Source organism: Pseudomonas sp. MWU16-30317 (genome assembly GCF_020515695.1).
Lineage (GTDB): Bacteria > Pseudomonadota > Gammaproteobacteria > Pseudomonadales > Pseudomonadaceae > Aquipseudomonas.
On sequence record NZ_JAIWJA010000006.1, the window covers coordinates 57,086 to 75,514 of the forward strand.

Consider the following 18,429-nt stretch of genomic DNA (forward strand, 5'->3'; position numbering starts at 1 on the left):
GGCAGTTGTCTCGGATCAGGACTCGATCATGCTCAAACATCAATTGAAAGATGCCAGCCTGCTGGTAGAACGCGCCTACGTGAACGGTCAGTGGATCAGCGCGCAGGACGGCGCCACGCTGGCGGTGATCGACCCCGCCACCGGCGAGTGCCTGGCCCATGTGCCGGCCATGCAGGGCGACGACACCCGCCTGGCCATCGCCGCTGCCGAGCGCGCCTGGCCGGCCTGGCGCGCCAAACCTGCGGCCGAGCGCGCGGCGCTGCTCGAGCGTTGGCATCAGGCCATGCTGGATAACGTCGACGATCTAGCCCTGATCATGACCCTAGAGCAAGGCAAGCCGCTCAACGAGGCCAAGGGCGAAATCCGCTATGGCGCCAGCTTCGTCAAATGGTTCGCCGAAGAAGCCCGCCGCAGCTACGGCCAAACCATCCCGTCGCCTGCCGCCGACCGCCGCCTGATGACCCTCAAGCAGCCGGTGGGCGTGTGCGCGGCCATCACCCCATGGAACTTCCCCAACGCCATGATCACGCGCAAATGCGCGCCGGCGCTGGCGGCGGGTTGCCCGATCATCGTCAAGCCCTCGGAACTGACCCCGCTGTCGGCGCTGGCGCTGGCAGTGCTGGCCGAGCGTGTCGGTATTCCCGCTGGCGTCTTCAACGTGATCACCGGCTTGCCCGCCGGAATCGGCGAGGAGCTCACCGGCAACCCCGCCGTGCGAAAGATTTCGTTCACCGGTTCGACCGCGGTCGGGCGTTTGTTGATGCGCCAGAGCGCCGAGCACATCAAGCGCTTGAGCCTGGAGCTGGGCGGCAATGCGCCGTTTATCGTGTTCGACGACGCCGACCTGGAGCAGGCCGTGGCCGGCATCATGCTCAGCAAGTTTCGCAACGCCGGCCAGACCTGCGTGTGTGCCAACCGCATCTTGGTGCAGAACGGCATCTATGAACGGTTCGCCCAGCGGCTGGTGGAGGAGGTCGGCAAGCTCAAGGTCGGCAACGGCCTGGAAGACGGCGTGACCATCGGCCCGCTGATCAACCCCGCCGCCGTCAGCAAGGTCGCGCGGCACATCGACGATGCCCTGAGCCAGGGCGCCAAGCTGCTGTGGGGCGGCATCCCGAGCGGCGACAGCCAATTCGTGCAGCCCACGGTGCTGGGCGATACCCACGCCGGCATGCTGTTGGCCAACGAAGAGACCTTCGGCCCGGTGGCGCCGCTGATGCGCTTTACCGACGAGGCCGAGGCGCTGGCGCTGGCCAATGCCACGCCTTACGGGCTGGGTGCCTATTATTTCACTCAGGACCTGCGTCGCTCGTGGCGCTTCGGTGAGGCGCTGGAGTTCGGCATGGTCGGGCTCAACACCGGAATCATCTCCATGGAAGTCGCACCGTTCGGCGGCATCAAACAGTCGGGCCTGGGCCGAGAAGGGTCGAGCCACGGGCTGGACGAGTACCTGGAGGTCAAGGCCTTCCACGTGGGTGGTCTATAACCTATTGCACGCTTCGATCGATTGGCTGAGGGCACAACAATAATGAGCAAGGTATTCAGGATCGCCGCAATCGCCGGCGATGGGATCGGCAAGGAAGTCATGCCCGAAGGGCTGCGCGTGCTTGATGCCGCAGTGCGCAAGTGGGGCCTGGCGCTGGAGGTCGAGGTGTTCGAGTGGGCGGACTGCGATTATTACCTCGCCCACGGGAAGATGATGCCGGATGACTGGTTCGCTCAGCTCAAGGGCTTCGACGCGATTTTCTTCGGCGCGGTCGGCTGGCCGGACAAGGTCCCGGACCACATCTCCCTGTGGGGGTCGCTGCTCAAATTCCGCCGCGACTTCGACCAGTACGTGAACATCCGCCCGGTGCGCTTGTTCCCTGGTGTGCCGTGCCCGTTGGCGGGGCGCGAGCCGGGCGACATCGACTTTGTGGTGGTGCGCGAAAACACCGAGGGCGAGTACTCGTCGGTCGGCGGCAAGATGTTCGAAGGCACCGAACACGAGTTCGTGCTGCAGGAGTCGGTGTTCACCCGGCGTGGCGTTGACCGCATCCTCAAGTTCGCCTTCGAGCTGGCGCAAACCCGGCCGCGCAAGCGTCTGACTTCGGCGACCAAATCCAATGGCATCTCCATCAGCATGCCGTATTGGGATGAGCGCACGGCGCTGATGGCCGCCAATTACCCCGAAATCACCTGGGACAAACAGCACATCGACATCCTCTGCGCGCGCTTCGTGTTGCAGCCGGATCGTTTCGATGTGGTAGTGGCCTCCAACCTGTTCGGCGATATCCTCTCCGACCTCGGGCCCGCCTGCGCCGGCACCATCGGTATCGCGCCGTCGGCCAACCTCGACCCGGAGCGGCGTTTCCCTTCGCTGTTCGAGCCGGTGCACGGCTCGGCGCCGGATATTTATGGGCGCAATATCGCCAACCCGATCGCGATGATCTGGTCGGCAGCGTTGATGCTGGATTTTCTCGGGCAGGACGACGCGCGTTATCGTGCGGCCCACGACGGCATTCTCGCGGCCATCGAGCAGGTCATCGCCAATGGGCCGACCACGCCTGATTTGGGCGGCACGGGGTCGACCCAGGCCGTGGGCGAGGCCATCGCGCAGGCGCTGTGACGCTCTGCGCCCGACGCGGCAATGGCCGACTCAGTAGCCGCGGATGCGGTCGACCTGGCCTTGCATCCGCTCGCCGCGTTCGAAGCGGCGGATGTTTTTCAGCAGCTCGGGGAAGGCGCTGTCGGGTTGCGTCATGGCGGCGATGTGTGGGGTGAGCAGGATGTTCGGGTGGCCCCAGAAGGGGTGATCCGGCGCCGCTGGCTCGTGCTGCAGCACGTCGAGTACGGCGGCGCTGAGCTGGCCGCTGTCGAGCGCGTCCAGCAAGTCGGCTTCGACCAGATGCTTGCCGCGGCCCATATTGATCAACGCCGCGCCGGGAGGCAGTTGCGCGAACAAGGCGCGGTCGAGGATGCCCTCGGTCTGCTCGGTCAACGGCAGGACGCACAGCAAGATATCGCACTGGCCAAGAAAGGCGGGCAACTGCTCGACGCCCGCGTGGCAGGTGACCCCTTCGATCTGATGCACGCTGCGCGCCCAGCCTGAGAGCTCAAAGCCGAAGGGCTTGAGGCTCGACAAAATATGCTGCGCCTGCAAACCCAGGCCCATGACCCCGATCCGGCGTTTGGCGGCCGGCACCAGCCGATGTGCTTGCCACTGGTGCTGCTGTTGCTGCTGGCGATACCGCAGCAAGTCGCGGTGCAGGCTCAGTACGGCCAGGCAGGCGTATTCGCACATGCCCTGGCTGATGCCCGGATCGAGCAGCCGTACCACCGGCAGGCTGACCGGCAGACGGCCCAGGTCCAATTGGTCGACCCCCGCGGACAAGGCAAACAGCACCTTGAGATTGGGCAGTCGTTGCTCCAGGTCTTCGGGCGCCTGCCAGGCGGCGAGGTAGTGAATGTCTTCAGGGTTGCCGATATCCGGCCACGCGCGCCATTCGATATCCGGGGCATGCTGGGCGAACAGCGCTCGCCACTGTTCACCGCGCACGGGGTCAGCTTTATAGAGGAGCGCCATGGGCATTTCCTGAGTCGAGAAAGAGTGCGCTTCATGATGCCCGAGTGGCAAAGCAGGATCGCCTGAATGGATGATCCAGGCGGCGCGCGAAGGCCCGTATTCGGGCCCGCTGCAGCAGATTCGACGGGCCCGATGGTGGCTGAAGGATTCTGCCGTTTGCCAGGGGTAAAACAGTGGATGTGGACGTCTGGGCGGGCAAGTTCGGCGTAGTCGATTGTGCCGAAGCTTTAACCTGAACAGCATCGCCACCCCCTGCCGATTGTCAGGACCCTTATGGAAATCGCCATGAACAGCAAAGTCGACGAAGCACCTCATTTTCTGCGCCTGCGTGATCAGTATGTTCCACGCGGCATTGTCACGGCCCACCCGTTGGTCATCGATCGCGCCCAAGGCTCCGAGTTGTGGGACGTGGACGGCAAGCGTTATCTGGACTTCGTCGGCGGCATCGGCGTGCTGAATATCGGGCACAACCACCCGAATGTGGTCAAAGCGGTGCAAACCCAGCTGACCAAGGTCTCTCACGCTTGTTTTCAGGTAGTTGCCTATCAGCCCTATATCGACCTGGCCAAGCGCCTGTCGCAGCTGATCGGGGGCGCACAACCGTACAAGGCGGTGCTGTTCACCTCCGGTGCCGAAGCGGTAGAAAATGCCGTCAAGATTGCCCGCGCCCACACGCAGCGCAGTGCGGTCATCGCCTTTCGAGGTGGCTTCCATGGCCGCACCTTGCTGGGCACCACGCTGACCGGCATGAGCCAGCCCTACAAGCAGAACTTCGGGCCGTTCGCGCCGGAGATCTTCCATACCCCGTACCCCAATGCGTATCGCGGGTTCAGCAGCGACATGGCCCTCGCCGCGCTGGATGAACTGCTGGCGACCCAGGTGGCGGCCGAGCGCGTGGCCGCGATCATCATCGAGCCGGTGCAGGGCGATGGCGGCTTCCTGCCCGCGCCCGTGGAGTTCCTGCAGGCCTTGCGCGCCTTGACCACCAAGCACGGCATCGTGCTGATTGTGGATGAAATCCAGACCGGCTTCGGCCGCACCGGCAAGATGTTCGGCTTCGAGCACGCGGGCATCGAGCCGGATCTGGTCACCGTCGCCAAGAGCCTGGCCGGTGGCTTGCCGCTCTCCGGGGTGGTCGGCCGCGCGCAGATCATGGATGCACCGCTGCCCGGCGGCTTGGGCGGCACCTATGGCGGCAACGCGCTGGCCTGCGCCGCAGCGTTGGCGGTGCTCGACACCTTTGAGCAAGAGCAACTGGTCGAGCGCGGCCAGCAACTCGGCGCTCGCTTGCGCGATGGCCTGCTGGCGTTGCAGGGGCGTTACCCGCAGATCGGCGACGTGCGCGCGACGGGCTTCATGGTCGCCATCGAGCTGATCAAGGACGACGATCAACGCAGCGCCGACGCCGATCTGACGCAGCGCTTGATCGACCAGGCCCGCGTGGGCGGGCTGCTGGTGATCAAGTGCGGGGTCTACCGCAACGTCCTGCGCTTCCTGGCGCCGTTGGTGACCACCGAAGCGCAGATCGACGAAGCCCTGCAGATTCTGTCGGCGGCCTTGGCACGCGTCTTGATCACCAAGTAGCCATCACTGCGCTGGCGCGGGGAGTGTTCTTCGCGCCGACGTGCACGCATTGAATGTTGGGCTGTATCGGAGGTTTGACTTGCCATGGGGCTGACTGAATATCGCGCACTGCTGATCGACTGCGATGAAGTATTGGTAGACCGCGACTCCGGGGTCTGGAGCGCCTTGCAGCCCTTGCTCGAAAGCCGCAGTGGCGCGTCTGACCGGGCGCAGATCCTGGCCGAGTACAAGACCGTGATCGGCGCACTTTATCCACGGTTCGACGAACTGGGCTTCAGCGGCTTGCTGTGCTTTGCCCACCGCCAGATGGCCGAACGCCTGGGCATCAAGGCCAGCTGGGAGGAGGGCATGACCTTCGCCCGCTCGGTGCCGACCTGGAGCGTGTTCGAGGATGCACCGGGGGCCATGCTGTACCTGCGCAAGTTCTACCGGCTGCTGGTGTTCGTGGACCGCGATGCCGAAGACCGCGGCGTGCTGTGCGAGCGCCTCGGCTTGATGCCTGACGACCTGCTGTCGCCCGCAGCCTACCCGATCGAGCGCACCGATTGGCTCAGCGCGCTGGACATCGATCCGCGCCATACCCTGCGCCTGTCTCGGCCACCGGCCAGCGCCATGGCCGACGGCGGCCTGTGCCTGATCCGCCGCGACCGCGCCGACCACCGCCAACCGTGCCCGGCCGACGTGTGCATCAGCAGCATGGCGGACCTTGTCCGACAACATCAGCTGTCTTTACGGCGCTGATTTTGCTAGAAGATTGACCACAACGAACGGCAGTGCAGAGGCGCGTAATGGAAGGCTTGGTCAAACTGGATCGCATTGACATCAATATCCTGGTCGAGCTGCAAAAGGATGGACGCATGACTAACGTCAGCCTCGCTGACGCGGTCGGGTTGTCCGCCAGCCCGTGCCTGCAACGGGTCAAACGCCTCGAGTCGGCCGGCTATATTTCCAGCTACAAGGCGCATCTGAACCTGGCGAAGATCACCGAATCGGTGACGGTGTTTACCGAAGTCTCGCTGAGCGATCATAAACGCGAGGATTTTGCCAAGTTCGAAGCGAATATCCGCCTGGTGGACGAGGTGCTGGAGTGTCATTTGATCAGCGGTGGGTATGACTATCTGGTGCGGTTCATGACCCGTAGCATTCAGCATTATCAGGATGTGATCGAGGAGTTGCTGGACAAGAATATCGGGATTTCGAAGTACTTCAGTTACATCGTGATCAAGTCGCCGGTGATGAAGGATGGGGTGCCGTTGAGGAAGTTGTTGCGGCATTGAAGGGGGGATTCGATCGAGGCTGCTTTAGCATTGGTCGAAGCCGTTCAAGATGGGGATGCTGCAGATGACAATACGCTGATCCGGTCGATGCCTGTAGCCTGTGAAGTTAGTGGTGAGCCTCAGCCTTTCGATGCTTGTGGGGGGGTGGTCGGATGGCCCACGACAAACGCGCTGAAACAAGCGCTGCCTCAAATTAAAAACTCAAAGATTGATAATAGCTTCACGGTCTCGGGCAGCTTTTGTTGAAGCAACTTATCGAGGTACTGCCTTGCGCTCAGTGGTGGCATTTTCAATGATGCACGCTGGCGCCTGGCAGCTTCCAGTACGGCTGCTTGATCTAGATCCCACAGATCGGCAATGAAGTCGTCAGGGTGCAAAGACTCTATATCGAAGGCTTCAAGGGTATTCTTGGGGAAATCCTTGAGGTTGAAAGTCACGATGACGGAAGCGTTGCACTTGATCGCTGCGGCTAGGACATGTCTGTCGTCTACATCGGGTAGCTTCAGGCCTTCGATCAGCTGTTCGTAGTCAGTGACCAAGCCGTCAGGCACAGCTGCATCCATCAGTGAGGACGTCCTGTCCAACTGTTCCCGGTTGAGCTCAGGGCGATTCACTAAAAGATTACGCTTCCACTCCTCATGGATTTGCTCTGACCACCGTGCGCGATACACACCGGTTAGCGCCAGATGCATCAGGAAATCACGCAGCGGGGCAGGGTAAAGCACGTTCGCATCATAAACCGCTGTGAACGGCGAACACCTCATTCGTATCCCATCCCCAGTTCCTGGGCTTGCGCCGCCAACTCGTCCATTGCCGAACGACTTGCGTGATCGCGCTTTTCCTTATACGCCATCAAGTCAGCGAATTTGACCCTGCGGTGGCGGCCCGTCTTCGTGTGGGGCAACGCACCTTCATCCAGCAGCTTCACCAGGTGTGGCCGGGAAACATTAAGGATGTCCGCGCCTTCCTGAGTGGTCAGCTCGGCATGAATCGGCACGACCTTGACGGCATTGCCTAGCGCCAGTTCGCTGAGGATTTCGCCGAGCAAGCGCAGAGCGAATGTCGGCAGTTCGACGATTTCACGATGCTGGCTCTCACCCACCAGTTCAATCTGTTGAGTTTCAAGCTTAGTGGACAGGAACGCGGCCAACTGGCGGCTTGACTCCACGGCGGCAGCAATTTCCTTCGCGTCAGGAAGCGCAGTGCGGGTGAGGTCGGCGGTGAACATGATCATCTCCATAAAGGCTGTATTGAGCTGTGACCGAGTGCACGTTCGCCAGCTACGAGGCCTTTATATTCGAAATCAAAGATAATCGCAATAAACGAAACGATCCTGTCATCAGAACCAGCCGCCCACAAAAAAGCCCTGACTCTTGCGAGCCAGGGCTTTTTTGTTTGCAATCAATGGTGCACCAGGCGGGATTCGAACCCACGACCCCTGCCTTCGGAGGGCAGTACTCTATCCAGCTGAGCTACTGGTGCAGCGCGGGCGCCATCATACCCATCTCGATACCCGTCGTCCATGGCGACGAACTGCACATCATTTCAGGATGTATGTGGTCAAACCCCACACAGTGAGTGGAAAAACCCACACCTGCCGCTACAATTGTTCTTTTTTTCGAACGGCCTATTGTCCTTTGGCCCCATAGATCCTAGGATTCGTTTGAGATTTCAAACGCTATTGTCTGGTCGCTGACGCCCTGCACCCACCTGTGCAAACCGTCGCTTCAGCCTGGGCACCTTTTCATATTTATCCTCGCGCCCGCCAACGGGTGCCGTTAAGGAAGCCGACATGCAGCTCAAAGATTCGTCCTTGTTCCGCCAGCAAGCCTATGTCGATGGTGCCTGGCTCGATGCGGACAGCGGTCAGACCATCAAGGTCAACAACCCAGCCACCAATGAAATCATCGGCACCGTGCCAAAAATGGGCGCCGCCGAGACTCGCCGTGCCATCGAGGCTGCCGACAAGGCGCTGCCGGCCTGGCGTGCTCTTACCGCTAAAGAGCGCTCGGGCAAGCTGCGTCGCTGGTACGAACTGATGCTCGAGAACCAGGACGACCTCGGCCGCCTGATGACACTGGAGCAGGGCAAGCCGCTGGCTGAGGCCAAGGGCGAGATCGCCTATGCCGCGTCGTTTATCGAGTGGTTTGCCGAGGAGGCCAAGCGCGTCTATGGCGACACCATTCCGGGCCACCAGCCGGACAAGCGCCTGATCGTGATCAAGCAGCCGATTGGCGTGACCGCGGCCATCACACCGTGGAACTTCCCGGCGGCGATGATCACCCGTAAAGCCGGCCCGGCGCTGGCCGCCGGTTGCACCATGGTGCTCAAGCCCGCGTCGCAAACGCCGTTCTCGGCGTTGGCTCTGGCTGAGCTGGCTGAGCGTGCCGGCATCCCTAAAGGTGTGTTCAGCGTAGTCACCGGCAGCGCCGGCGACATCGGCAGCGAGCTGACCAGCAACCCGATCGTGCGCAAACTGAGCTTCACCGGCTCGACCGAAATCGGTCGTCAGTTGATGGCCGAGTGCGCCAAGGACATCAAGAAAGTCTCGCTGGAGCTGGGTGGCAACGCGCCCTTCATCGTGTTCGACGACGCGGACCTGGATAAGGCCGTCGAAGGCGCGATTATCTCCAAGTACCGCAACAACGGCCAGACCTGCGTGTGCGCCAACCGCCTGTACGTGCAGGACGGCGTGTACGAAGCGTTCGCCGAGAAGCTCAAGGTTGCGGTGTCCAAGCTCAAGATCGGTAACGGCCTGGAAGACGGCATCACCACCGGCCCGCTGATCGACGACAAAGCCGTCGCCAAGGTCAAGGAACACATCGCCGACGCCCTGAGCAAAGGCGCCAAGGTGCTGACCGGTGGCAACGCGCTGGAAGGCAGTTTCTTCGAGCCGACCGTGCTGGTCAACGTCTCCAAGGACGCCGCCGTGGCCAAGGAAGAGACCTTCGGCCCACTGGCGCCGCTGTTCCGCTTTACCGATGAAGCCGAAGTCATCGCCATGGCCAACGATACCGAGTTCGGCCTGGCGTCGTACTTCTATGCCCGCGACCTGAGCCGCGTGTTCCGTGTGGCTGAAGCGCTGGAATACGGCATGGTTGGCATCAACACCGGCTTGATCTCCAACGAGGTCGCGCCGTTTGGTGGGATCAAGGCGTCGGGCCTGGGCCGTGAAGGCTCCAAGTACGGCATCGAGGACTATCTGGAAATCAAATACCTCTGCATTTCGGTCTGACCGGCAGCGGTAGTACCCACCCTTGGGGCGCGAGAGCGACGCTCCAAGGGCGTTTGGCCCGCACTATCATTTTCCAGTCGGGAGGCCGTGGCAGTCGATCATCGTATGCTGCCACCGTTGACCCTGGCTGTTTTCTCCTTGAACCACGCCGACCGATGAGCGGCGAATGAGGACATCATGAGCAAGACCAACGAATCCCTGATGCAGCGCCGCGTCGCTGCCGTACCCCGCGGCGTGGGCCAGATTCACCCGATCTTCGCCGAGTCGGCGCAGAACGCTACCGTGACTGACGTCGAAGGCCGCGAGTTCATCGACTTCGCCGGCGGTATTGCGGTGCTCAACACCGGCCACGTGCATCCAAAAGTGATCGCCGCCGTTGAGGCGCAACTGCACAAGCTCACCCACACCTGCTTTCAGGTGCTGGCGTACGAGCCGTACGTTGAAGTGTGCGAAAAAATCAACGCCAAGGTGCCGGGCGACTTCGCCAAGAAGACCCTGCTGGTGACCACCGGTTCGGAAGCGGTCGAGAACGCCGTCAAGATCGCCCGTGCCGCTACCGGCCGTGCTGGCGTGATCGCCTTCACCGGCGCTTACCACGGCCGCACCATGATGACCTTGGGCCTGACCGGTAAAGTCGTGCCGTACTCGGCCGGCATGGGCCTGATGCCCGGCGGTGTGTTCCGCGCCCTGTACCCGTGCGAGCTGCATGGCGTCAGCGTCGACGACTCCATCGCCAGCATCGAGCGCATCTTCAAAAACGATGCCGAGCCCAAGGACATCGCCGCGATCATCATCGAGCCGGTTCAGGGCGAGGGTGGTTTCTATGTGGCGCCGAAGGCGTTCATGACCCGCTTGCGCGCGCTGTGCGACCAGCACGGCATTCTGCTGATCGCCGACGAAGTACAGACCGGCGCTGGCCGTACGGGCACCTTCTTCGCCATGGAGCAAATGGGCGTGGTTGCTGACCTGACCACTTTCGCCAAGTCGATCGCGGGCGGCTTCCCGCTGGCCGGCGTGTGTGGCAAGGCCGAGTACATGGATGCCATCGCTCCAGGTGGCCTGGGCGGCACCTACGCTGGTAGCCCGATCGCCTGTGCGGCGGCGTTGGCGGTGATGGAGGTGTTCGAAGAAGAGCACCTGCTGGATCGCAGCAAGTCGGTGGGCGAGCTGATCGTCACCGAGCTCAAGGCGATTCAGGCCAAGTACCCGGTCATCGGCGATGTCCGTGCTCTGGGCGCGATGATCGCCATCGAGCTGTTCGAAGGCGGTGACAGCCACAAGCCGAACGCTGCAGCGGTGGCGCAGGTGGTCTCCAAGGCTCGCGACAAGGGCCTGATCCTGCTGTCCTGCGGCACTTACGGCAACGTGTTGCGCATTCTGGTGCCGCTGACCGCACCGGACGAGCAACTGAAGCAAGGCCTGGCCATCATCGAAGAGTGCTTCGCCGAACTGGCGTGAGTTCTCATCGTTGAATGAAAAAACCCGCTTCGGCGGGTTTTTTTTTGCACAAACGGCAATACCGGCCGTTAATAAGTAGATCAATAGCCTTTTGATTGCAGGGAGCGACTGAAGATGAGCGAAGAGTCGGTGACGGCGCCGCGAATACTGATTGCGGAGACCGACCCTTGGACCCGTGACCTCTTGACCCAGATTATCCTGACCGTGCGCTGCGACGCTGTGGTGGACATCTGCGAGAACGGTTTGCAGGCGGTGGCCAGGCTGGCGCAGCATCCCGATCTGGTGCTGGCCTCGCGCGAGCTTTCGGGCGTGGATGGGCTGGACCTGTTGCGCCACGCGCGGCGGACCCGGTCGGATCGCATCCTGCCGTTCATCCTGATCAGCAGCCGCAGCGACGCCGCCAGCGTGCGCGAGGCCTTGCCACTGGCGCCTACGGCGTATCTGACCAAACCCCTGAATGTCGAGTCACTGCGCCAACGCCTCGAAACCTTGCTGCTCAGCGGCGGCGCCCCGGTATTTTGTGAAGTGCCGGCGATCATGCCGGGGATGGTCCTCAATCGGTTTCTGGACAGCCGCCGCGAGCAGTCCGACGGTGCGCCGTTGTTGGCGGACGTGCAGGTGGCGGTCAAGCGCAGCCTGCAGGCTGATGGCTTGAACCTCAAGTTGCTGGAAGAAGAGGTGCGCGCCGATCCGCAGATCACTGCCGTGCTAATCGCTGCCGCCAACAGTGCCGCGCAGCACCGCGAAGGCCCGGCGCAAACCCTGTTGCAGGCCATGAACCGACTGGGCGCGACCCAGAGCATGAACCTGATCCTGGGCCTGACGCTCAAGCGGGCCGCACGGCTCACCGACCCGCGCCTGGCCGAGCCTGCCGAGCACTATTGGGACTTGTCGTTGCACACCGCTGAATACGGGCGCACGTTGGCGCGTTTGATGGGCCTCGACCAGGAACGTTGTTACTGCGCGGGGCTGCTGCACTGCCTAGGCGACCTGGCGCTGCTGCGCTGTCTGCAGGAATGGACCCTGGCCGGCGGTAGCCTTTCGGAAGAAGACATCCCCAACTCCCTGAAGCAATACGGTGCGGGTTTTGGCTCGGCGCTGCGCACGCGCTGGCGGCTGCCGCTGGAACTGCGCGAGCTGATCGCGGCGATCTACCAGTTGGGCGGCGGGGTGTATTCGCGTGATGCCTTGGCGATGAATCTGGCGGCGCAGATGGCTCGGCTCAAGCCGGGCGAGGATCTGGACGCGGTGATTAAAGGCAAGACCGCGCGGTTACTGAAGATCAGCCCGGTGGAGTTGCAGCGGATGCGACGTAGCTGAGCGCGTAGTGGCCTGATGGGCTGTGCGTCCCCAATGCTGTTCACTTTGCTTGCACAGGTAAACGACTGTGGGAGCAAGGCTTGCCCGCGAAGAGGCCGGGCACTGCCAGCCCGTCTCGATAAAGACTACGCCAGCACGATCTGATTCTTGCCCTGACGTTTGGCTTGGTACATTGCCGTATCCGCGCGAGAAAACAACGCGTCGAGCATCTCGTCTTCCGGGCTCAGATTGGTCAGGCCCTGGCTCACCGTCACGCCGTATTGCTTGCCGTTGTGGTTGAAGCTCAGACGCTGAATTTCGCGCTGCAGGCGTTCGGCAATCTGCTTGGCCATCTCTGGCGCACAGCCTGGGAATACCGCCGCGAACTCTTCGCCACCGATGCGCCCGAATAGATCGCCGCGGCGCAACGCGCCTTTGCCGCTCTCAGCGATACGCTGCAGCACCTGATCGCCCGCAGGGTGGCCGTAGGAGTCGTTGATGATCTTGAAGTCATCGATGTCCAGCAGCAGAAAGCCCATGGGCGTGCCGTCCAGCCTGGCCTGCTCGAACTCGCGATGGGCACACTCGAAGAAGTGCCGGCGGTTGCTGCTCTGGGTCAGCACGTCGGTGGTGGCCAGGCGTTGCAGCTCGCCTTCGAGGTGCTTCTTTTCGGTGATGTCCTCGGCGATTCCGACAACGATGACCTTGCTTGCATCCACTTGCTGATTGACGAAGCACTTGTCGCTGATCCAGCGCACTTGCCCGTCGGCGCGGATGATGCGGTATTCGCGGTCGACGACCGAGCCTTTCTCCAGCACCTCGGCCAGGGTACGTTCGGCGTAATCCAGGTCGTCAGGGTAGATGCTGTCGCGCCACTCGTTGTAGTCCGCCAGCAATAGTCCGGCCGAGCGCCCGAAAATGCGCTCGTAGGCCGGGCTGACATAGATCATCTGCTGGGTTTCCCAGTCGAACGCCCAGAGCACCGCATTGACGCTCACCAAGAGCGAGCTGAACAATTGCTCGCGCTCGCTCAGGCGTGCCACTTCCCCCTGAGCATGCATCAACGCCATCAATGTCTCAGCGGCTTCGGGCATCTGCTTGAACGGAATCGAATGCGGTTTTTTTATACCCATCATGGGTGCATCTCAAAAGGCGTGGGGTCTATGGCGAAATGCGCAAGCGATAGGCAGCCACGGCACTGCCCGCTGACACGGCGAGTATGTCCTGAGAGTAAAAAATTGTTACGAAGTTCCGACAGACGCCCCCTATTTACGGGGGCGTACCGATGGACGGCTCACGCCAGGGCAGGGCGCAGCGAGTAGGTTTTAAGCTGGGCGGCGAACTCGTGCAGCGATTGGATACCGCTGGTTTCAGCGTCCTGTACCCACTCCTTGATGGCGGCCAGCATGTCATGGCCGTTCGCGCTGGTTCGCGCCCAGATCAGCTGCAGTGCCAGGCGCTTCTCATAGATCACCTTGAGCGCGTGGCTGTGCTCCAGCATGCCCTGTATGCGCTGCTGGTGCCGATCATCGAGCAGGCTGGTTTCGCGCGACAGCAGGCGCTTGGCCCGGCGGAATTGGTGGCGCACCGACTGGTCGACGCGATCGAGTTCCTGTTGCACCAGCGGCGCGATCACCAGCTTGCGGTACTGCGCCATGATCTGGAATCGGTTGTTGAGGATGGCCATGGCGGTGTCCATGTCCAGGTGGCCCTTGCCTTCGACGCGGTGGGCGATCGGTGCCACGCGCTGCACCTTGGCCAGGCGCAGGGCGCTGAAGATGCGGATCCACATCCAGCCCATGTCGAATTCCCACTTGCGCACCGACAGCTTGGCCGAGTTCGGGTAGGTATGGTGGTTGTTGTGCAGCTCCTCGCCGCCCACGATGATGCCCCAGGGCACCAGATTGGTGGCGGCGTCACGGCACTCGAAGTTGCGATAGCCCATTGCGTGGCCCAGGCCGTTGATGACGCCGGCAGCCCAGAAGGGGATCCACATCATCTGCACGGCCCAGACGGTCAGGCCGAGCGCGCCGAACAAGGCGATATCGATGACCGCCATGATGGCGATGCCGCCCAGCTTGTAGCGGCTGTACAGGTTGCGTTCGATCCAGTCCTCGGGGCAGTTCTTGCCGTAGATACGCAGTGTTTCCGGGTTCTGCGCCTCGGCGCGATACAGCTCGGCGCCGGTGCGCAGAACCGTGCCCAGGCCCTTGATGACGGGGCTGTGCGGATCGTCGACGGTCTCGCACTTGGCGTGGTGCTTGCGGTGGATGGCAGTCCACTCGCGGGTATTCTGGCCCGTGGTCAACCACAGCCAGAAACGAAAGAAGTGCTTGAGCCCGGCATTGAGCTCCAACGAGCGGTGCGCCGAATAGCGATGCAGGTAGATCGTGACGCTGAGGATGGTCACGTGAGTCAGCAACAGGGTGATGGCCACCAGTTGCCAAGGCGATAAATCGAGAAAACCGTTGTACCACATAGGCAAGAAAGCCCTCGGTAGAAAGTGAAACCGTGACCGGCATTATCAACATGCGCCGGGATAAAACCAGTCGCGATTTTAAAGAATGGTGGCAGAATGTACGCTGCTTATAATCGCCGTTTCAGTGTAAGGGTTTTGCAACACAATGGCCGTACCCTCCCGAAATGCGCTGCGTGTAGCGCTGTCTTACCTTGCACTGTCGGTGCTCTGGTATGTGCTCACTGATCAAATATTGAGCAGATTTTTCGATGATTCCGTCCAAATTGCCCATGGGCAAATGATTAGCGGATATTTCTGGATCGTGCTCAGCGCCTTGGTGCTGCTGTTTGCGCGTTCCAGGCTGCTGCGTGACCTGGCTGCCGAGGGCTCCCAGCGTCGTGCCGAGCAAGACCGCCTGCGCATGGCCGCTGCGGTGTTCGACAGCACCCTTGAAGGCGTGCTGGTGACCAACGCTCAAGGCCAGATCGTGCACGTCAACCGAGCGTTCATGGACATCACCGGTTACTGCGCTGAAGAGGTTATCGGCTGCAATCCGAGCAAGTTCAAGTCCGGTCGTCATGATCCTGCCTTCTACCATCAACTGTTCGCCGATCTCGATGCCAAGGGCGAATGGCATGGCGAGATCTGGAATCGGCGCAAAAGCGGCGAAGTGTACCCGCAATGGCAGACCATCCGCGTCATCCGCACCCCGCGCGGCGCCATTACCCATTATGTCGCAGTGTTTTCCGATGTCAGCGCCAGCAAGCGCTCGGCGCAAGAGCTGACCCGCCTGGCGCATCACGACCCACTCACCGAGTTGCCCAATCGCCTGTTGTTCAGCGACCGCGTCGAGCAATCGTTGAGCGCGGCGCGGGCGCACAAGCGTGTTTGCGCGCTGTTGTTCATCGATCTCGATCATTTCCAGAGCGTCAACGATGGCCTCGGCCATGCGGCGGGTGATCGCCTGCTCAAGGCCGTCGCCCAGCGCCTGGAGGCGTTGATGGGTGAGAGCATGACCTTGGCGCGGCTGGGCGGCGACGAGTTTGCCGTGCTGATCGAGAGCTGTGTGCAGGTCGCCCAGGCCGCCGAAGTGGCGCAGCGCCTGGCAAACGCGCTCAAGGAGCCGTTCACGCTCGACCAGCAAACGCTGTTCGTGGGCGCCAGTGTGGGTATCAGCCTGTTCCCCGATGATGCCAGCAGCGCCGAGCAACTGCTGCGCAACGCCGATTCAGCACTGTTCAAGGCCAAGAACAGCGGCCGCGGCGGCTACGCCCTATATACCGAAGCGCTCACGGCCCACGCCCGCCAGCGTCTGGAGGTGGGCGCCGAACTGCGCCGGGCCTTGCAGCAGGAAGAACTGCGCGTCTATTACCAGCCGGTGCACGACCTCGGCAGCGGGGCCATGGTCGGCGTCGAGGCGCTGGTGCGCTGGATGCACCCGCAGCGCGGCCTGGTGCCGCCGATCGAGTTCATTCCGGTGGCCGAAGACAGCGGCTTGATCGTCGATATCGATCGTTGGGTCACGCGCCAGGCCTGCGAGCAGATGGTCGCCTGGCAGGCCCAAGGGCGAGCGCTGGCATTCGTTGCGGTCAATCTGTCGAGCCGGCTGTTCGGACACGCTGACCTGAATGCCGGGTTTGCCCAGGTCCTCGACAGCACCGGGCTGGACCCGGCGCTGCTGGAAGTGGAAGTGACGGAGAGCGCGGTCATGGACGACCCGGACCGTGCACTGGAGCAGTTGCACAGCTTGCGCGCGCTGGGCCTGCGCCTGGCGATCGATGATTTCGGCACCGGTTATTCGTCGTTGCTGCGCCTCAAGCGCCTGCCCGTGCACAAGCTGAAGATCGACCAGGGCTTCGTGGCCGGTCTTCCAGATGACGAAGACGATATCGCCATCGTCCGCGCCATCATCGCTCTGGCCCACAGCATGGGCTTACAGGTGCATGCCGAGGGCATCGAGCAGCCCGAGCAGGGCGAGTTCCTGCGCCGCCATGGCTGCGAACTTGGCCAGGGCTATGGCTTCGGTCGTCCTGTGCCTCCCGAGCAGCTTCAGTGGGCGCAGGCCTTGTAGCGACAGTAGCTGGCGGGCAGATTGAACAATGTTTATTTGGTTATATAAGCATTCTTAAATAGTCTTTTTAAGAATATCCCGCCTCTTTTATAGTTCGCTCAAGCCCTGCCTCAGCAGAGCACCCCTTGCCATAGGAGCATGATCATGAGCGCACCTCTGCGTAGTGTCGACGGACAGGACGAAGCCACCATCCTGCGTGAAATTCAAAGCGCGTTGCGCGATCTGCGCTTCGGTGCCGTGGAAATCACCGTGCACAACGCTCAGGTCGTGCAAATCGAGCGCAAGGAAAAATTCCGGCTTCAGCATCAGGGCAACAAGCCCAGCTGAGCCAATCGACTACCGTTTCACCCAAAGCGCCCATCAGAAGCGTGAACCACACTCCAGGAGCATCATTCATGTCGATTCGCCGTTATGCGTTGGCCGCCATCGCCAGCGCCGTATTTGCCGGTTCCGCCGTCGCCAAAGACTACGAGCTGCTGAACGTGTCCTATGACCCGACCCGCGAGCTGTACCAGGACTACAACGCCGAATTCACAAGCTTCTGGACCAAGGATCATCCTGGCGACACCGTCAAGATCCAGCAATCCCACGGTGGTTCGGGCAAGCAAGGGCGTTCGGTGATCGATGGTTTGCGCGCTGACGTGGTGACTTTGGCCCTGGCCGGTGACATCGACGAAATCGCCAAGCTCGGCAAGACCCTGCCCGAAAACTGGCAGACCCGCCTGCCGGATGCCAGCACCCCGTACACATCGACCATCGTGTTCCTGGTGCGCAAGGGCAACCCCAAAGGCATCAAGGACTGGGGCGATCTGACCAAGGACGGCGTTTCGGTCATCACGCCTAATCCAAAAACCTCGGGTGGCGCGCGCTGGAACTTCCTGGCGGCCTACGCCTACGGCCTGAAAGCCAACGGCGGTGACGAAACCAAGGCCAAGGAATACCTCAAGACCCTGTTCAAGCACGTCCCGGTGCTGGACACCGGTGCGCGTGGCTCGACCATCACTTTCGTCAACAACGGTCAGGGCGACGTCTTGCTGGCCTGGGAAAACGAAGCGCACCTGGCGCTGAAAGAAGACGGCGGCGACGCCAAGTTCGACATCGTCACCCCGTCGCTGTCGATCCTGGCCGAACCACCGGTCGCCGTGGTCGACAAGAACGCCGAGAAGAAGGGCAACGAAGAGATCGCCAAGGCGTACCTCGAGCACCTGTACAGCCCGGCCGGCCAGGAGATCGCAGCGAAGAACTTCTACCGCCCGCGTGACGAGAAGGTCGCGGCCAAATACGCTGCGCAATTCCCGAAACTCAACCTGGTGACTATCGACAAGGACTTCGGCGGCTGGAAAACTGCACAGCCGAAATTCTTCAACGATGGCGGGATTTTCGACCAGATCTATCAGGCGCAGTAATCAGCGCTTAGGCGGCTGGCCCCTTCGCGGTCAGAGACTGCTCCCACAGGCGTGTGCGTATCCTGTGGGAGCGGGC

At 61.8% G+C, this 18,429-nt stretch carries 16 protein-coding genes and 1 tRNA gene; 11 read left to right on the plus strand and 6 right to left on the minus strand.

Annotated elements, in window-relative coordinates:
* The first annotated feature begins 28 nt into the window (after positions 1 to 28).
* Positions 29 to 1,486 carry an NAD-dependent succinate-semialdehyde dehydrogenase gene (locus tag LIX93_RS17840; protein WP_226505380.1) on the plus strand — a complete coding sequence of 486 codons (1,458 nt, stop codon included), beginning with the start codon at positions 29 to 31 and terminating at the stop codon, positions 1,484 to 1,486.
* A gap of 42 nt (positions 1,487 to 1,528) precedes the next feature.
* Positions 1,529 to 2,608: a tartrate dehydrogenase gene (locus LIX93_RS17845; protein WP_226505381.1), complete on the plus strand. Its 1,080-nt coding sequence runs from the start codon at positions 1,529 to 1,531 to the stop codon at positions 2,606 to 2,608.
* A 30-nt stretch (positions 2,609 to 2,638) separates the two neighbouring features.
* Here the strand turns inward: LIX93_RS17845 and LIX93_RS17850 are convergent, their stop codons facing one another.
* The gene (locus LIX93_RS17850) at positions 2,639 to 3,571 is read right to left on the minus strand and encodes a glyoxylate/hydroxypyruvate reductase A (protein WP_226505382.1); all 933 of its coding nucleotides are present in this window, start codon (positions 3,569 to 3,571) and stop codon (positions 2,639 to 2,641) included.
* Between the two features lie 279 nt (positions 3,572 to 3,850).
* Here LIX93_RS17850 and gabT (LIX93_RS17855) point away from each other — a divergent pair, with 279 nt between their 5' ends.
* The 3 genes from gabT (LIX93_RS17855) (at position 3,851) to LIX93_RS17865 (ending at position 6,426) form a co-directional block, all read left to right on the plus strand.
* Positions 3,851 to 5,149, plus strand: coding sequence for a 4-aminobutyrate--2-oxoglutarate transaminase (gene gabT, locus LIX93_RS17855; RefSeq protein WP_226505383.1), 1,299 nt, complete (start codon positions 3,851 to 3,853; stop codon positions 5,147 to 5,149).
* 84 nt (positions 5,150 to 5,233) lie between these two features.
* The gene (locus LIX93_RS17860; RefSeq protein WP_226505384.1) at positions 5,234 to 5,890 is read left to right on the plus strand and encodes a 2-haloalkanoic acid dehalogenase; all 657 of its coding nucleotides are present in this window, start codon (positions 5,234 to 5,236) and stop codon (positions 5,888 to 5,890) included.
* A gap of 47 nt (positions 5,891 to 5,937) precedes the next feature.
* Positions 5,938 to 6,426 (plus strand): Lrp/AsnC family transcriptional regulator, encoded by a 489-nt coding sequence (locus LIX93_RS17865; protein WP_226505385.1) that lies wholly within the window; start codon positions 5,938 to 5,940, stop codon positions 6,424 to 6,426.
* A 188-nt stretch (positions 6,427 to 6,614) separates the two neighbouring features.
* Here LIX93_RS17865 and LIX93_RS17870 read toward each other — a convergent pair whose 3' ends face one another.
* From LIX93_RS17870 to LIX93_RS17880, 3 genes are all read right to left on the minus strand, one after another.
* On the minus strand, positions 6,615 to 7,190 hold the full coding sequence (locus LIX93_RS17870) for a PIN domain-containing protein (RefSeq protein ID WP_226505386.1): 576 nt from the start codon (positions 7,188 to 7,190) through the stop codon (positions 6,615 to 6,617).
* On the minus strand, positions 7,187 to 7,654 hold the full coding sequence (locus tag LIX93_RS17875) for a helix-turn-helix domain-containing protein (RefSeq protein WP_226505387.1): 468 nt from the start codon (positions 7,652 to 7,654) through the stop codon (positions 7,187 to 7,189). The genes LIX93_RS17870 and LIX93_RS17875 overlap by 4 nt, the downstream gene beginning before the upstream one ends.
* A 177-nt stretch (positions 7,655 to 7,831) precedes the next feature.
* Positions 7,832 to 7,908, minus strand: a tRNA-Arg gene (locus LIX93_RS17880).
* A gap of 310 nt (positions 7,909 to 8,218) precedes the next feature.
* Here LIX93_RS17880 and gabD point away from each other — a divergent pair.
* From gabD to LIX93_RS17895, 3 genes are all read left to right on the plus strand, one after another.
* Positions 8,219 to 9,661: an NADP-dependent succinate-semialdehyde dehydrogenase gene (gene gabD / locus LIX93_RS17885; RefSeq protein ID WP_226505388.1), complete on the plus strand. Its 1,443-nt coding sequence runs from the start codon at positions 8,219 to 8,221 to the stop codon at positions 9,659 to 9,661.
* Positions 9,662 to 9,838: 177 nt separating this feature from the next.
* A complete protein-coding gene (gene gabT / locus LIX93_RS17890) occupies positions 9,839 to 11,119 on the plus strand; it encodes a 4-aminobutyrate--2-oxoglutarate transaminase (RefSeq protein WP_226505389.1) in 1,281 nt (426 codons plus the stop codon).
* A gap of 114 nt (positions 11,120 to 11,233) precedes the next feature.
* On the plus strand, positions 11,234 to 12,439 hold the full coding sequence (locus tag LIX93_RS17895) for a response regulator (RefSeq protein ID WP_226505390.1): 1,206 nt from the start codon (positions 11,234 to 11,236) through the stop codon (positions 12,437 to 12,439).
* Positions 12,440 to 12,564: 125 nt separating this feature from the next.
* On the opposite strand, the gene LIX93_RS17900 is transcribed toward LIX93_RS17895, so the two are convergent.
* Positions 12,565 to 13,554: a sensor domain-containing diguanylate cyclase gene (locus LIX93_RS17900; protein ID WP_226505391.1), complete on the minus strand. Its 990-nt coding sequence runs from the start codon at positions 13,552 to 13,554 to the stop codon at positions 12,565 to 12,567.
* Between the two features lie 158 nt (positions 13,555 to 13,712).
* On the minus strand, positions 13,713 to 14,897 hold the full coding sequence (gene desA, locus LIX93_RS17905) for a delta-9 fatty acid desaturase DesA (RefSeq protein ID WP_226505651.1): 1,185 nt from the start codon (positions 14,895 to 14,897) through the stop codon (positions 13,713 to 13,715).
* Positions 14,898 to 15,042: 145 nt separating this feature from the next.
* On the opposite strand from desA, the gene dibA reads away from it, so the two are divergent.
* From dibA to LIX93_RS17920, 3 genes are all read left to right on the plus strand, one after another.
* Positions 15,043 to 16,947, plus strand: coding sequence for a phosphodiesterase DibA (dibA, locus tag LIX93_RS17910; protein WP_226505392.1), 1,905 nt, complete (start codon positions 15,043 to 15,045; stop codon positions 16,945 to 16,947).
* Between the two features lie 144 nt (positions 16,948 to 17,091).
* Positions 17,092 to 17,274, plus strand: a complete 183-nt coding sequence (oscA, locus tag LIX93_RS17915; RefSeq protein ID WP_226505393.1) for a sulfur starvation response protein OscA — start codon at positions 17,092 to 17,094, stop codon at positions 17,272 to 17,274.
* Between the two features lie 68 nt (positions 17,275 to 17,342).
* Positions 17,343 to 18,353, plus strand: coding sequence for a sulfate ABC transporter substrate-binding protein (locus tag LIX93_RS17920; protein ID WP_226505394.1), 1,011 nt, complete (start codon positions 17,343 to 17,345; stop codon positions 18,351 to 18,353).
* Positions 18,354 to 18,429 lie beyond the last annotated feature (76 nt).